Annotated in this window: 14 protein-coding genes; 13 read left to right on the forward strand and 1 reads right to left on the reverse strand. The window is 33.3% G+C overall.

The window, feature by feature from the left end:
- Positions 1-80: 80 nt before the first annotated feature.
- The 11 genes from AST99_RS10370 to AST99_RS10420 all read left to right on the forward strand — a co-directional run bounded on the left by AST99_RS10370 (position 81) and on the right by AST99_RS10420 (position 11,116).
- Positions 81-2,468, forward strand: coding sequence for a heavy metal translocating P-type ATPase (locus AST99_RS10370; protein ID WP_057781769.1), 2,388 nt, complete (start codon positions 81-83; stop codon positions 2,466-2,468).
- 74 nt (positions 2,469-2,542) lie between these two features.
- Complete coding sequence (ccoS, locus tag AST99_RS10375; RefSeq protein ID WP_057781770.1) at positions 2,543-2,731, forward strand: cbb3-type cytochrome oxidase assembly protein CcoS; 189 nt, start codon at positions 2,543-2,545, stop codon at positions 2,729-2,731.
- 12 nt (positions 2,732-2,743) lie between these two features.
- Positions 2,744-4,924 carry a cytochrome-c oxidase, cbb3-type subunit I gene (gene ccoN / locus AST99_RS10380; protein WP_057781771.1) on the forward strand — a complete coding sequence of 727 codons (2,181 nt, stop codon included), beginning with the start codon at positions 2,744-2,746 and terminating at the stop codon, positions 4,922-4,924.
- Between the two features lie 15 nt (positions 4,925-4,939).
- On the forward strand, positions 4,940-5,134 hold the full coding sequence (locus tag AST99_RS10385; protein WP_057781772.1) for a cytochrome c oxidase subunit IV: 195 nt from the start codon (positions 4,940-4,942) through the stop codon (positions 5,132-5,134).
- Positions 5,131-6,021 (forward strand): cbb3-type cytochrome c oxidase N-terminal domain-containing protein, encoded by an 891-nt coding sequence (locus AST99_RS10390; protein ID WP_057781773.1) that lies wholly within the window; start codon positions 5,131-5,133, stop codon positions 6,019-6,021. Before AST99_RS10385 ends, AST99_RS10390 begins: the two co-directional genes overlap by 4 nt.
- A gap of 31 nt (positions 6,022-6,052) precedes the next feature.
- A complete protein-coding gene (gene ccoG, locus AST99_RS10395) occupies positions 6,053-7,480 on the forward strand; it encodes a cytochrome c oxidase accessory protein CcoG (protein ID WP_057781774.1) in 1,428 nt (475 codons plus the stop codon).
- Positions 7,481-7,499: 19 nt separating this feature from the next.
- On the forward strand, positions 7,500-7,946 hold the full coding sequence (locus AST99_RS10400; RefSeq protein WP_057781775.1) for a FixH family protein: 447 nt from the start codon (positions 7,500-7,502) through the stop codon (positions 7,944-7,946).
- Entirely contained in the window at positions 7,947-8,651 is a 705-nt protein-coding gene (locus tag AST99_RS10405; protein WP_057781776.1) for a sulfite exporter TauE/SafE family protein, read from the forward strand.
- A gap of 399 nt (positions 8,652-9,050) precedes the next feature.
- Complete coding sequence (locus tag AST99_RS10410; protein ID WP_057781777.1) at positions 9,051-9,677, forward strand: YceI family protein; 627 nt, start codon at positions 9,051-9,053, stop codon at positions 9,675-9,677.
- Between the two features lie 91 nt (positions 9,678-9,768).
- Positions 9,769-10,299, forward strand: coding sequence for an RNA polymerase sigma factor (locus AST99_RS10415; RefSeq protein ID WP_057781778.1), 531 nt, complete (start codon positions 9,769-9,771; stop codon positions 10,297-10,299).
- 1 nt (position 10,300) lies between these two features.
- Positions 10,301-11,116: an anti-sigma factor gene (locus AST99_RS10420; protein ID WP_057781779.1), complete on the forward strand. Its 816-nt coding sequence runs from the start codon at positions 10,301-10,303 to the stop codon at positions 11,114-11,116.
- Between the two features lie 523 nt (positions 11,117-11,639).
- Here the strand turns inward: AST99_RS10420 and AST99_RS10430 are convergent.
- Positions 11,640-12,284 (reverse strand): cysteine hydrolase family protein, encoded by a 645-nt coding sequence (locus AST99_RS10430; protein WP_157486357.1) that lies wholly within the window; start codon positions 12,282-12,284, stop codon positions 11,640-11,642.
- 130 nt (positions 12,285-12,414) lie between these two features.
- Here AST99_RS10430 and AST99_RS10435 point away from each other — a divergent pair, with 130 nt between their 5' ends.
- Positions 12,415-12,732: a MerR family transcriptional regulator gene (locus AST99_RS10435; protein ID WP_057781782.1), complete on the forward strand. Its 318-nt coding sequence runs from the start codon at positions 12,415-12,417 to the stop codon at positions 12,730-12,732.
- A 200-nt stretch (positions 12,733-12,932) separates the two neighbouring features.
- Positions 12,933-14,393: a serine hydrolase domain-containing protein gene (locus AST99_RS10440; protein WP_057781783.1), complete on the forward strand. Its 1,461-nt coding sequence runs from the start codon at positions 12,933-12,935 to the stop codon at positions 14,391-14,393.
- Positions 14,394-14,475 lie beyond the last annotated feature (82 nt).

The following is a 14,475-nucleotide window of genomic DNA, read 5'->3' on the forward strand; positions in this document are numbered from 1 at the left end:
TTAGTAACAAAAGTAGTGAAACCATGACAATTATCATATTTTTGTAGCCCCCTATTTTAAACCTTTGATTTTTTAAAAATATGGTTGAAACTTCTGAAAATAAAACGTGTTACCATTGTGGTAATATTTGCGATACTGTTGAAATAAATTACGACGATAAGGTGTTTTGTTGTAATGGATGTAAGACGGTATACGAAATATTTTCGGAAAGTAATCTTACCGCGTATTACGATATAGAAAAATCGCCTGGAGCTCGACCTAAAATAAATGAAGCTAAGTTCGACTTTTTGAAAGATGCTCAGATTCTAGAAAAGCTCCTAGAGTTTAACGATGAGTCTATGCAAATTGCAACCTTATACATTCCGCATATTCACTGTAGTTCTTGTATTTGGATTTTAGAAAATTTAAACAAATTAAATCCAGAGATTACAAGCTCTCAGGTTAATTTTAATAAGAAAACGGTCCGAATTACTTATCAAACACAAACCACATCTCTTAAAGACGTTGTACTTCTGCTTAGTAGTATTGGTTATGAGCCCTACATAAGTTTAGACGATTATAGTGAAGGAAAGAAATACATTAACCGTTCTATAATTTATAAATTAGGAATAGCCGGATTTGCCTTTGGAAATGTGATGTTTTTATCGTTTCCTGAATATTTTGAAGTCGATGAGTTTTGGTTAGATCAATACAAGCCTTTGTTTAGATGGCTAATGTTTGCTTTTTCACTTCCTGTGGTGTTTTATGCTGCACAAGACTATTTTATTTCGGCATTTAAAGGTTTACGTGCAAAAATTTTAAACATCGATGTCCCTATAACCATAGGTGTACTTGTACTTTTTATACGCAGTACTATTGAAATTGCCTTCGATATTGGGCAAGGATTTTTTGATAGTTTAACAGGCTTAGTGTTCTTTCTGTTATTAGGTAAGTTTTTTCAGCAAAAAACCTATTCATTTTTATCTTTTGAACGTGACTATAAATCGTATTTCCCCATTGCGGTAACCAAAATTGTATCGGAAACAGAAGAAATTCCTATTCAGATTTACAATATAAAAAAAGGAGACCGCCTACTAATAAGAAATGAAGAGCTTATTCCTGTAGATGGTATTTTAATTAAAGGACAAGCTGAAATAGATTATAGTTTTGTAACAGGAGAATCTGATACGATAAATAAAAAATCTGGGGACAAATTATTTGCTGGAGGCAAACAAACTTCTGGAAGTATTGAAATGGAAGCTTTAAAAGAAGTAAAACAAAGTTATCTTACACAACTTTGGAGTCATGATATTTTTAATAAAAACAAAGAAGAAGCGTTTGTAAATTTAACAAACAACATAAGTAAACACTTTACTATTGCTATTTTAAGTATTGCATTTATTTCTACTGCGTTTTGGTTGTATTATGATGCGAGCAAAGCTATGAACGTTTTTACTGCCGTGCTTATTATTGCTTGCCCTTGTGCCCTAGCCTTAGCAGCACCTTTTACCTTTGGAAACATGCTGCGTATTTTTGGAAAACATAAACTCTATTTAAAAAACGCTAGTGTTATAGAACAATTAGCAGCAATAAACACTATTATTTTTGATAAAACAGGAACCATTACATCTAACAAAAAAAGCACTGCGACTTATGATGGAATTCCGTTAACAGCTTCAGAAGAACGTTTACTAAAAAACACTCTCCGCGGTTCTAATCACCCATTAAGCAGAACCCTTTACGATATTTTAAAGGCCAATGATATTGTAACTTTAGATTCTTTTGAAGAACATATCGGGCAAGGTGTTCAAGCAACATTAAATAAAAATGATATAAAAGTAGGATCTGCCAATTTTGTTGGAAAAAAAGAATTGGTAAAATCACTACATACAAGTGTACATATAAGTAGTAATAATGACTACAAAGGAAAGTATACCTTTTATAATAGCTACAGAACCGGACTTTCTAAATTGTTTAATCAATTAAAAAAACATTACGATTTAGCTATTCTATCTGGAGATAATGAAGGTGAATTAAACAATCTAAAAAAATTATTACCTACAAAAACAAAATTACTCTTTAACCAAAAACCAGAAGACAAACTAGAGTACATTAAATACCACCAAACAGAAGGCGCAAAAGTCTTAATGTTAGGCGATGGACTTAATGATTCTGGTGCACTCGCACAAAGCGAAGTAGGAATTGCGTTATCCGAAAACATCAATATTTTCTCACCTGCCTGCGACGGTATCATGGACGCCTCTGTTTTTAATAAATTAGAACAATTCTTAATAGCGTCAAAAATGGCTATTAAGATTATAAAATGGAGTTTTTTATTATCTTTATTGTACAATATTATTGGACTGTATTTTGCTATTACTGGGCAACTTGCGCCTGTTATTGCTGCTATTTTAATGCCTCTTAGTTCTATAAGTATTGTGGTGTTTACAACCGTAACTTCTAACTGGGTTGGGAGAAAATTAGTTTAGCTATTTCAAAATATGACATATGTCATATTTTGATCACCATAACCCTTTTACTTTTACCGATTAATTAAACAATAATGAGCGTCATTTATATATTACTTGGAGTCAGTGTAATTGTAGCATTAATATTTTTTGCTGCATTTATTTTCGCTGTAAAAAACGGACAATACGACGATAGTTATACGCCGTCTGTACGCATGTTGTTTGAAGACGAATTAATTAAAGACGATAAAACCGACAAAACCATACTAACCAAAAAAGAATAATTAATACTCACTATGGAAATACAACAATTCTACTACGATAATAAAATCGTAAAAAAATTCATTTATGCTACCATTTTTTGGGGTGTAATTGGAATGGCTGTAGGACTTCTACTTGCATTCTTCTTTCTATTCCCTAATCTAACCGATGGTATTTCATGGTTAAGTTTTGGACGTTTAAGACCTTTGCATACCAATGCGGTTATTTTTGCCTTTGTTGGTAATGCCATATTTGCTGGTGTGTATTACTCCTCTCAACGTCTCTTAAAAGCCAGAATGGCTAGTGATGCTTTGAGTAATATTAATTTTTGGGGTTGGCAGCTTATTATAGTTGCTGCAGCTATAACTTTACCTTTAGGGTATACATCTTCAAAAGAATATGCCGAATTAGAATGGCCTATAGATATTGCTATTGCATTAGTTTGGGTTGTTTTTGGATGGAATTTGATAGCAACCATACTAAAACGTAGACAACGTCACTTATACGTAGCTATTTGGTTTTATATCGCAACCTTTGTTACTGTAGCTGTATTACATATCTTTAACAGTTTAGCATTACCGGTTGGTGTGTTAAAAAGTTATTCTGTATATGCTGGTGTTCAAGATGCCTTGGTACAATGGTGGTACGGACACAATGCTGTAGCATTCTTTTTAACCACGCCTTTCTTAGGGTTAATGTACTATTTTGTTCCTAAAGCAGCGAACAGACCTGTGTACTCTTATAAATTATCTATTGTTCACTTTTGGTCTTTAATCTTTATTTATATCTGGGCTGGACCTCACCACTTATTATATTCTGCATTACCAGAATGGGCTCAAAACTTAGGAGTTGCTTTTTCTGTGATGTTATTAATGCCGTCTTGGGGTGGTATGATTAACGGATTATTAACCTTAAGAGGTGCTTGGGATAAAGTAAGAACAGATCCTGTTTTAAAATTTATGGTTGTAGCCATTACAGGTTATGGTATGGCTACGTTTGAAGGTCCAATGTTATCGCTTAAAAGTGTTAATGCCATTGGTCATTATACAGATTGGATTATTGCTCACGTTCACGTTGGGGCATTAGCATGGAATGGATTCTTAACGTTTGGTATGATTTATTGGTTAGTTCCAAGGTTATTTAAGACAAAATTGTACTCATTAAAACTTGCAAACGTACATTTCTGGATCGGAACTTTAGGTATTGTTATGTATGCATTACCACTATATGTTGCTGGTTTTTTACAAGCCAGTATGTGGAAACAATTTAATCCAGACGGTACTCTTGTGTATGGTAACTTCTTAGAAACCGTAACAGAGATTATCCCTATGTACGCCATGCGTGCTATTGGTGGTACATTATACTTAACAGGATTACTAGTATTAGTATATAACATTTATGCAACCATTAAACAAGGCTCTGTAGTATCAGACGAGTTAGCAGAAGCTCCTGCTCTAGAACGTGTTTCTAAAAGACGTCTTGCTGGAGAAGGTTTCCATACGTGGTTAGAACGTAAACCTATACAATTAACTATTCTAGCAACTATCGCTATTTTAATTGGTGGTGTAATTCAGATTGTACCTACAATAATGGTAAAATCTAATATTCCAACCATTAGTAGTGTAAAACCATATACGCCTTTAGAACTTGAAGGTCGTGACATTTACATTCGTGAAGGTTGTGTGAGTTGTCATTCACAAATGATTAGACCTTTTAGAAGTGAAGTAGAACGCTATGGAGAATATTCTAAAGCCGGAGAATATGTATACGATCACCCATTCCTTTGGGGAAGTAAACGTACAGGTCCAGATATTCACCGTATAGGTGGTAAGTATTCAGATAACTGGCACTTAAACCATATGTACGATCCACAGAGTACCTCTAGTGGTTCTATTATGCCGGCTTACCAGTGGATTGTAAGAGATGAGCTTGATAAGTCTGAAACAGAAAATAAAATGGAAGTTATGGTTACTTTAGGTGTACCATATACAGAAGAAGATATCGCTAATGCTCAACAAAGTATGCTAGAACAAGGTACAGCTATTGAAAAGAATTTATATAGCGATCCTGACTTTGCTGAAACTTACGAAAATGACAAAAAATCTGCTGCAGAGAGTGGTGCGGATTTTGTTGAAATGAAAAATCGTGAAATTGTAGCTCTTATCGCCTACTTACAACGATTAGGAACAGACATTAAAGTAAAAGAAGTCGAATAATAAAACCTATTAATCATGTTAAGCTTCGTAAAAAACTATATGGATAGTATCTCGGGTATAGAAATATACCCAATACTATCGTTATTAATATTTTTCGGTTTTTTTGTAGTATTATTTTGGTGGGTAATTACCGCTAAAAAAGACTATATCAATACCGTAAGCAACCTTCCTTTTGAAAACGATAACCACCAAAACGAAACCACATTATGAGAAAATTCATACCATCTTACATAAGAGTTCCCGTCCTGTTCTTTTTAATAGCAGGGTTAGTTGAATATTTTGTCGACTCAGGAAACGAACCTGCATTCATTAAGTATCCCATAGTATTGGTTTTCTTATTGTTGGTTCTAGTAGTAATAATCTCTATTGAAGGTATTGTAACAGCTTTAGATAACATTTTATTTCAAAGTTTAGATGAAGCTGGTCAAGCACGTTATCTAGCAAATAAAAATAAAACGCCTAAATTCATTCAATGGATAAAAGACCTTTATGTAAAATCTTTAGGTCAAAAACCAATCGCTCAAGAAAGCGAAATCATCTTAGATCATAATTACGACGGTATTCGCGAATTAGACAATTCACTTCCGCCATGGTGGGTATATGCTTTCTATATCTCAATTGTTTTTGCTATAGTGTATATGTTAAAGTACGAAGTGTTTAATGGTGATTCTCAAATCGATGAATATGAAACTGAACTTGCCGATGCTAAAATTGCTATTGAAGAATACAAAAAAACAGCTAAAGATTTAGTTGATGCTAATACCGTAATACTTTTAACAGATGCCTCTGATATAAACGCTGGTAAATCTATATTCGAAACCAACTGTGTGGCTTGCCATATGGCAGATGGTGGAGGTGGAATTGGACCAAATCTTACAGACGACCATTGGATATTAGGTGGAGGTATTAAGAATGTATTCCATACAGTTAGTGAAGGTGGACGTGACGGTAAAGGTATGATCGCTTGGAAACAAAGCTTAAAACCTGCCCAAATTGCTCAAGTCGCGAGTTACGTTTTAAGTTTACAAGGTACAACTCCTGCAAAACCAAAAGAAGCCGAAGGCGAGATTTGGGTAGAAGAAGCACCTGCTGAATAACACTGAAATACACACAAAATCCCATTAGATAATGGAAGACACACCAGATCAAGAAATTTTTCGAGATTCTATTGGTACCATAACAGAAGACGGAAAACGCGCATGGGTATATCCAAAAAAACCGAGTGGGACATATTACGATAAACGTAAACTTGTTAGTTATTTTTTATTAATCGTTTTAATTGTATCTCCGTTTATAAAAATTAACGGCAATCAATTTTTAATGTTTAATGTCTTAGAAAGGCGTTTCAATATTTTCGGTTTTCCATTCTGGCCTCAAGATTTCAAACTTTTTGTGGTGTCTCTTATTATAGCTGTAGTATTCATCACCTTATTTACTGTTGCTTTTGGACGTATTTTTTGTGGTTGGATTTGTCCGCAAACCATTTTCATGGAAATGGTATTCCGCAGAATTGAATATTGGATAGATGGCGATCGAGGTAAACAAATGCGTTTGGAACGCCAAGCATGGGATGCAGAAAAAATAAGAAAACGTCTTTTAAAATGGTTCTTATTTGTACTTATATCTTTCTTTATTGCTAATGTGTTTCTAGCGTATCTAATTGGTGGCGACGAGGTATTATCATACATCAAAGAAGGGCCTGCAGAACATTTAGCAACTTTACTACCATTATTAATTTTTACAGCCATTTTCTTTTTCATCTTTTCATGGTTTAGAGAACAAGTCTGTATTATTGCTTGTCCTTATGGCCGTTTACAAGGTGTATTATTAGACGATAAATCTATTATTGTGGCTTACGACCATAAACGTGGTGAAGGTGAAAACGGACGAAAAAAATTCCGTAAAAACGAAGATCGAGAAGCACTTGGACATGGAGATTGTATAGACTGTAATCAATGCGTTAACGTCTGCCCTACCGGTATAGATATTAGAAACGGAACGCAACTTGAGTGTATAAACTGTACCGCATGTATTGATGAATGTGATACCATCATGGATAGTGTTGGTTTACCTAAAGGGCTTATAAGATACGCGAGTGAAGACGAAATTGAAAAGAAAGAAAAATTTAAATTCAATGTCCGTCTTAAAGCCTACACCGCCGTATTAATTGTACTACTAATTGTTTGGGGTGGAATGTTATTCACTAGAAACGACTTAGAAGCTACGGTATTAAGACTACCTGGTCAGTTATACGAACATAAAGACAATAACGTTATTAGTAATGTGTTTACGTATAAATTAATAAACAAGACTAACTATGATATTGAAGATGTATCTTTTAAATTAGCCGATTATCCTGGCGAATTAAAATTAGTTTCAACCACAGATACCTTCGTTGTTCCTGGACAAGGATTAGCTGAAGGAACTCTATTTATTGAGATTAAACAATCCGATTTAAAAGGAGATAAAAATAAGTTAACACTAGAAATATACAGTAAAGGTCAATTAATAGAGACTACAACAGTGAGCTTCTTAGGACCTAGAAGCTATAGGTAACGTATTAAAAGCAAATAGTATGAAAATTAATTGGGGAACAGGAATTGTTATTGCTTTTGCATGCTTTATAGCATTCATTATGTATTTTGTGGTGACTATGGTCACAGATCAGAAATACCATCACGATTTAGTCGTAGAAGATTATTACAAGCAAGAATTATCGCTTCAAGATGATATTGACAAAGAAGAAAATGCTTTAAAACTAGAAGAGAATATTACTTATACTAAAACTACAGAGGGTATAGTAATACAATTTCCAGAGTCTATAAATGAATCTCAGATTAGCGGAACCGTAACCCTTTACAGACCATCTAATAAAACATTAGATTTTCAAATACCAATAGTTTTAAAAGATCACCGTATATTAATTAGTAATGACAAATTAGTTAGCGGACGTTGGAATTTAACTGTAGACTGGAAAAACAATAATTCCAGCTATCTTTATAAGAAATCTATAGTTTATTAAATGTTTATTTCTGCCTTTATATTTGGCCTCTTAGGAAGTTTTCATTGCGTTGGTATGTGTGGCCCAATAGCATTTATGCTTCCTGTAGATAGAAGTAATACGTTTAAAAAAGTAAGTCAGATATTCACCTATCATTTCGGACGACTTTTAGCGTATAGTATTATAGGTCTTGTTTTTGGTTTTCTAGGCAAAGGCTTGTATGTTTTCGGACTTCAGCAAAAACTTTCCATTATAATAGGTGTATTATTAATTGTAATTGTGCTCCTGCCCTATAACACATTTAGCAAATACAATTTTTCAAAACCGATATTCAAAGTCATTTCGAAAGTAAAGAAAGGGATGGGTGTTGCGCTTCAGAAAAAAACAGCAGACACCTTTTTAACTATTGGTTTTTTAAATGGCTTTTTGCCTTGCGGATTAGTTTATATGGCTGTATTATCATCTATAGCGACTGCACATCCTTTACAAGGTGCACTTTATATGTTTCTTTTTGGTTTAGGAACCATTCCATTAATGACAACTGCCATATATTTTGGAAATATGCTCAGTGCTTTAGCTAAAAAGCGTATTCAAAAAATGATTCCAGTATTTGTAATAATTATTGGTGTATTATTTATTATTAGAGGACTTGGTTTAGGCATTCCGTATATGTCTCCTAAAATGGACACGGACAAAGTTGAAAGCACTATGGAGTGTATAGAATAAAAAAAGGGAATTATTTTAACATGTAAAACAACTCCCTTCTTAAACTAAAAATTAACTAACAAACCTTTTAATTCTATCTTATAACCAACCAAAATTATAATAGAATTCGTTTTGAAAAAAAACTAACTATTTATTTATTACTGTAAAAGTAAGCGCTTACTAGGTACTACACAAACTTGCTTTTAAACTTTACAGTTTATTTAACACCAGCTGTTAAAGCTTTCTAAATTTAGATATTAAACGTTAGTTTTCTATTAAAAAAATTAACACAAACAACCGTTAAAACTTAAGTAACATTCCCTATTGCAAACCTAATTTTGCATTACCTTTGACTAGGATTTGAATTTGAATAAATATTCTGTAATTTAGAAATTCGAAATAATAACAAAAACATTTACTATGAAAAGAATAACCATTCTTATGGCTGTATTCGCTTTAGCATTAACTACAAGCTGTAAATCAGACAAAAAAGAAACTCCAGCTGCAGAAGTTCCAGTAGAGAAAACAGAACAATTTGTAATTAAACCAGAAGGTACAACGGTTAATTGGACTGCTTATAAAACTACAGAGAAGACACCTGTTTCTGGTGTGTTTACAACTTTAAATTTTGATGCTCATTCTGGTAGTTCTGTACAAGAAGCGTTAAATGGCGTATCGTTTTCTATTCCAGTAAGTACTATTTTCTCTAAAGATTCTATTCGTGATGGTAAACTGCAAAAGTTTTTCTTTAATGTAATGTCTGATACAGAGTTTTTAAAAGGAACTTTAAAAACAACATCTGCTACAGAAGCTGTTGCTTCAATCACAATGAACGGAGAAACACACGATTTACCTCTAACATATACTGTAGCCGATGATAGACGTGTATCTTTAAGTGGGGTTATGCAATTAAAAGATTGGAATGCACTTGACGCTTTAGCAACATTGCACAAAGCATGTGAAGTATTACACACTGGTGCCGATGGTGTGAGTAAAACTTGGGAAGAAGTTGCTATTACAATAGACACCTATTTAAGAGAACAATAAAAGCTTCAATACATATTATTTAAAAAGCTGCGTAAAGCAGCTTTTTTTTTGTGAAATAATTTAACTAATTTCAACCCATACAAACAACTATATGCAATTAGACTTACTTATTGAACAATTTAAGAAAAAAGACGAGAAGGCTTTTGAAGCGTTATATAATATGTACGCCAAAAACATTCACGGTGTTATCTTTAATATTGTTAGAGATCATGACATTGCTGAAGAGATCATGCAAGATGTATTTATTAAAGCTTGGCATAAGGCAGATACCTATACTGCAGCCAAAGGCCGCTTTTTTACTTGGATTTTAAATATCGCTCGTAATGCCGCTATAGATAAAACCAGATCAAAATCTTTTAAAAATAAAAAACAAAACCTTGACGCTCAATTTTTCGTAGATATATTAGAACACGGCGATAACTTAAACGATAAAACAGACGCTATTGGTGTCGGTAAATTTGTAAGTAAACTGGCTAAGAAATGTATCGAGGTAATAGAGTTACTTTATTTTAAGGGATATACCCAAAAAGAAGCTTCAGAATCTTTAGATATGCCTATTGGCACTATTAAAACGAGAAATAGAAATTGTATTAACGAATTACGCGCTATAGTACTTAACTAACATGGATATAAATAACTACATAAATTCTGGTATTTTAGAACTGTATGTTGCAGGTGCGCTTTCTGATGAAGAAAACAAAGAAGTGTACGACGTTATGCTAAAACATCCTGAGGTTTTAAATGAAGTTTTACAAATTGAAGCTGCAATTTTAAAACTCACAGAAGCGACAGCACCAAAAGATGCCATATTGGACTTTAACCCAATTGCAAATAAAATTAGTAGTCAGACAGATACTGATACTAAAGTTGTTAATATGAAAGCCGAAAAGCTAAGAAGCAGCTGGCTATCTGTTACAGGTTGGGCCGCAGCTGTTATTTTAGGAGCTGGATTATTTTGGGCTATTCAACAAAACTCAGAATTACAATCTAAAATTAAAGTTGCAGAAACAGATAAAGAATTCCTTGAACAACAAATTGAAATTGCAGATACAGATTTAAAAGAGGCTAAACACCTTATTACCATTTTACGTGACAAAGATATTTTAGCAATTCCACTTGGCGGACAAGCCGTTTACCCAGAAGCTTATGCTAAAGTCTATTGGGATAAAGCTACAAATAGCATGTATTTAGATGCTCAAGGCTTACCAGAACCACCAGAAGGTAAAGTATACCAAGTATGGTCGTTAACCTTAAATCCGTTAACTCCTACTAGTTTAGGAACTCTAGACGATTTTATGACAGACGATAACAAAATCTTTGCTATTGAAAACTCAAACGCATCAGAAGCATTCGGGATTACTTTAGAGCCTGCTGGCGGAAGTGAATCTCCTACTCTAGAACAACTTTATACCTTAGGTACAGTAGCGTCTGTTTCATAATAAAAACAGAACTACAATACAAAAAATATAAAGACCATTATAATAGCCCAGAATCAAGATTAAAACTCTTTATTCTGGGCTGTTTTTAATTATTTTAAACTCTGCAGCCATATTATCACATTTTATAACTATAAATTTATTGTTCTTTTTTAAAGTTTATACTTCTAGATTTTAGTTAAATATGTAAATTGTATACACTATAAAAACTTTAGTTTATCCGCATGCTTATACTCATTAAGATAAACTTTTATTAGTATATAACACGTTAGCAACAACCCAAAAAAACGTCCGTACTTCCTACAAAAATCTCGTCAAAATCAAACTTTGTTTCTTTTATCAAACCATTTGACAACGGAAACGTAAAAAACTGCTTGCGGAAAAGTAACAAGGAACGTAAAACCGAAACGACTGAACCAAGCTTGAATTAAATCCTGCGAACCCAAACTAAAAATTAATCCATTTACCAAACAAAGCGGAGTGGCAATTAAAACCACAAACCGCAATGTAGATTTTAATTCATTTTTCATTTTACAAATTCTTCGGTAGATAAGTGTTCGCCAAAATGATGAACAATTTCACTTAAAAAATAATCTTGCTGTGTTCGATTAAAAGCAGAAGTTGCATCAGAAATCACAAAAGTATTATAACCAATATCGTGAGCCTCGCGCAAAGTACTTTCGACACATACGTGGGTTGCATAACCAGTTAAATAAAGATTTTCGATTTTATTATTTCGTAAATAGGCATCTAAATTTGAGCCAGCGAAACCACTTGCACCCATTCTGCCCGAAGCAATAAATTCACCTTCCAACGGTTCTACAGTTTTATAAAATTCCGCACCAAAACCATTTTTCGGAAATGTACCAGCATTCGGAATTGCCTTTCTCAATCCGCTTTTTCCATTGGCTAATTCTGGATATCCTTTTTCAAATTGCAAACGAACATAAATAACAGGAATACCTTCTTTACGTACGAATTCCAATGATTTTTCAATGTTGGAAATTGAATTTAACATCATTTCTTCATCCTCTAATAATGCCTTGCGTAGTTTTCCGTCTGCGTGCATCCATTCGTTTTGTGTTTCGATTAACAACAATGCCGATTTACTTTTGGCATTTGTTTCATCTGTAGAAACTTCTTGTGCTGTTGTTTTCGACATCATCATCATAATTATTGGTATTAATAATAAATTTTTCATCTGATTTGTTTTGTATTTACAAACATTGTAAATTATTTACAATTGCAAAACAACAACATATTTTCTATATTTGCAACAATTATTGTAAATAAGTTACAAAATGAAACAGAAAGAAAATTTATCGTTTGACTTTGACTTCTTGGAAAAATTAGTAGTTGGTATTGGCGAAGTATCTCAAATAACAGATATTCCAACAAGACAGATACGATATTGGGAAGAGAAGCAAATTATTGAAAGTCTGCCCGAAAAAGAAGGTAAAAACAGAAAATACGACTATAAGAACATAAAAAAAATGTTGCTTATCAAGGAACTTTTGGACGAAGGTTATACTTTGGACTCTGCATCCGAAAAAATAAAAAAGAGAATGGAACTAATAGAAAAAACATTAGACAAATTGAACAAAAAGGGCAGTTGCTAACAACGTATATAGCTCATAGCTAGTTAATTGCTTCAACGAAGTTAAGGCTTATTTGCAAGTCCACCAAATTTTTTAATTTGGCTTTTTGAGAAAATAAGATAAAAAGAAAATTAAAAAATTCGGCTTGTGCTTAACCGAAAAGATAGTACCTTTTTGCACGCTACGAGCCATATACAAGACCGTTAGGCAAAATTTAAAAAATGAAATACACATATTTAATAGTAATCTTTTTATTTGTCATTAGTGGATGTAAGCCTACGGAAGAATTAGTAAAAAAAAGGGAGACCAAACAAGATTTAATAAATTTTGTGTTCCGAAATTACATAAGTGAAAGACCAAGCGCGAGTTTCGCTGTTATAAAAGATGGAAAAATCGAAGACTGTCAAAGTTTTGGATATGCCGATTTGGAAAATAAAATACAGGCGAATTGTGAAACAAATTATAGACTTGCATCGGTGACCAAACAGTTTACCGCCATGGGAATTTTAAAATTGATAAACCAAGGCGAATTAAATTTCGACACTAAATTGACCCAAGTAATTCCTGAATTTCCTGATTATGGAAAAGAAATCACAATAAAAAATTTACTGACGCATAGGTCAGGGCTACAGGATTATTCCAAATTATATCCAAAGGATTCAGAAAAACCACTTGTAGATAAAGAAGTGCTCGACCTTCTAATAGCGCAGGACAGTCTTTTGTTTCCTGCGAATACACAATTTAAATATAGTAATTCCGGTTATGCCGTGTTGGCCATGATTATTGAGCGAGTTTCAGGAAAAACGTTTAAAAGATTTATGAAAGAAGAAATTTTTGAGAAAACTGGAATGACCAACAGCACGATATATGTGAAAGGCGCACCCATTAAAAATCGTGCTTTTGGTTATACATTCAATGATTCCCTAAACAAATACATAAATATAGACCAGAACATTTGGTCGGCCATACAAGGCGATGGCGGAGTTTATTCCTCCGTAAGCGATTATGCTAAGTGGGACAACAGTTTATATGATGAAACCCTTGTTTCATCGGACTTGCTTAACGATGCATTTTCCAGTTGGGACGAAAACGGAAAAACTGAGGGAAATGGCTATGGATTTGGATGGTTTATTGAAATGGAAAACGGCAAAAAACACTTAAGGCATAGTGGTAGTACTACCGGTTTTATAAACATTTCATTGAGAATCCCTTCGGAGAAACTAAGCGTAGTTATTTTTACAAATACCTCGGATTTTGGAGGATTACGGCGTACGGCTTCTTTTCTGGCAAGCTTGTATTCCGATGGACAACTACCTATACCTATTGATGTGATGATTGAAAAGGAGATCACCAATAATGGAAGTGGGGAAATAAAAACATACTATGATACCCTCATCTTAAGTAAAGACAACTACAAAGTCGATACAGAAGATTTGACCCGTTTAGGCTTTAGCTACTTACGAAAAGATGAAAAAGAAGATGCTTTTAATGTTTTTACTTTTGTAAAAATGGAATTTCCACAAAACTTTGACGGATATATTGGATTAGCTCATTATTACAAAAAATATGGAAATAATGAAAAGGCCATTGAATATTTCAAAAAAGTGATTGAGGTAGCAACCAGTGATGAACAACGTCATATTGATTTTTCAAAGAAAATGATTAAGGAATTAAGTGAATAAAACTTTGCCTAACAATCACCACAGGCTAGACATAAACCAAACATAAAATCGATCAAAAAAGTTATCTATAGAGTTGAGAATG

Origin of the sequence: Formosa algae (assembly GCF_001439665.1) — a bacterium.
Taxonomy (GTDB): Bacteria; Bacteroidota; Bacteroidia; order Flavobacteriales; family Flavobacteriaceae; genus Formosa; species Formosa algae.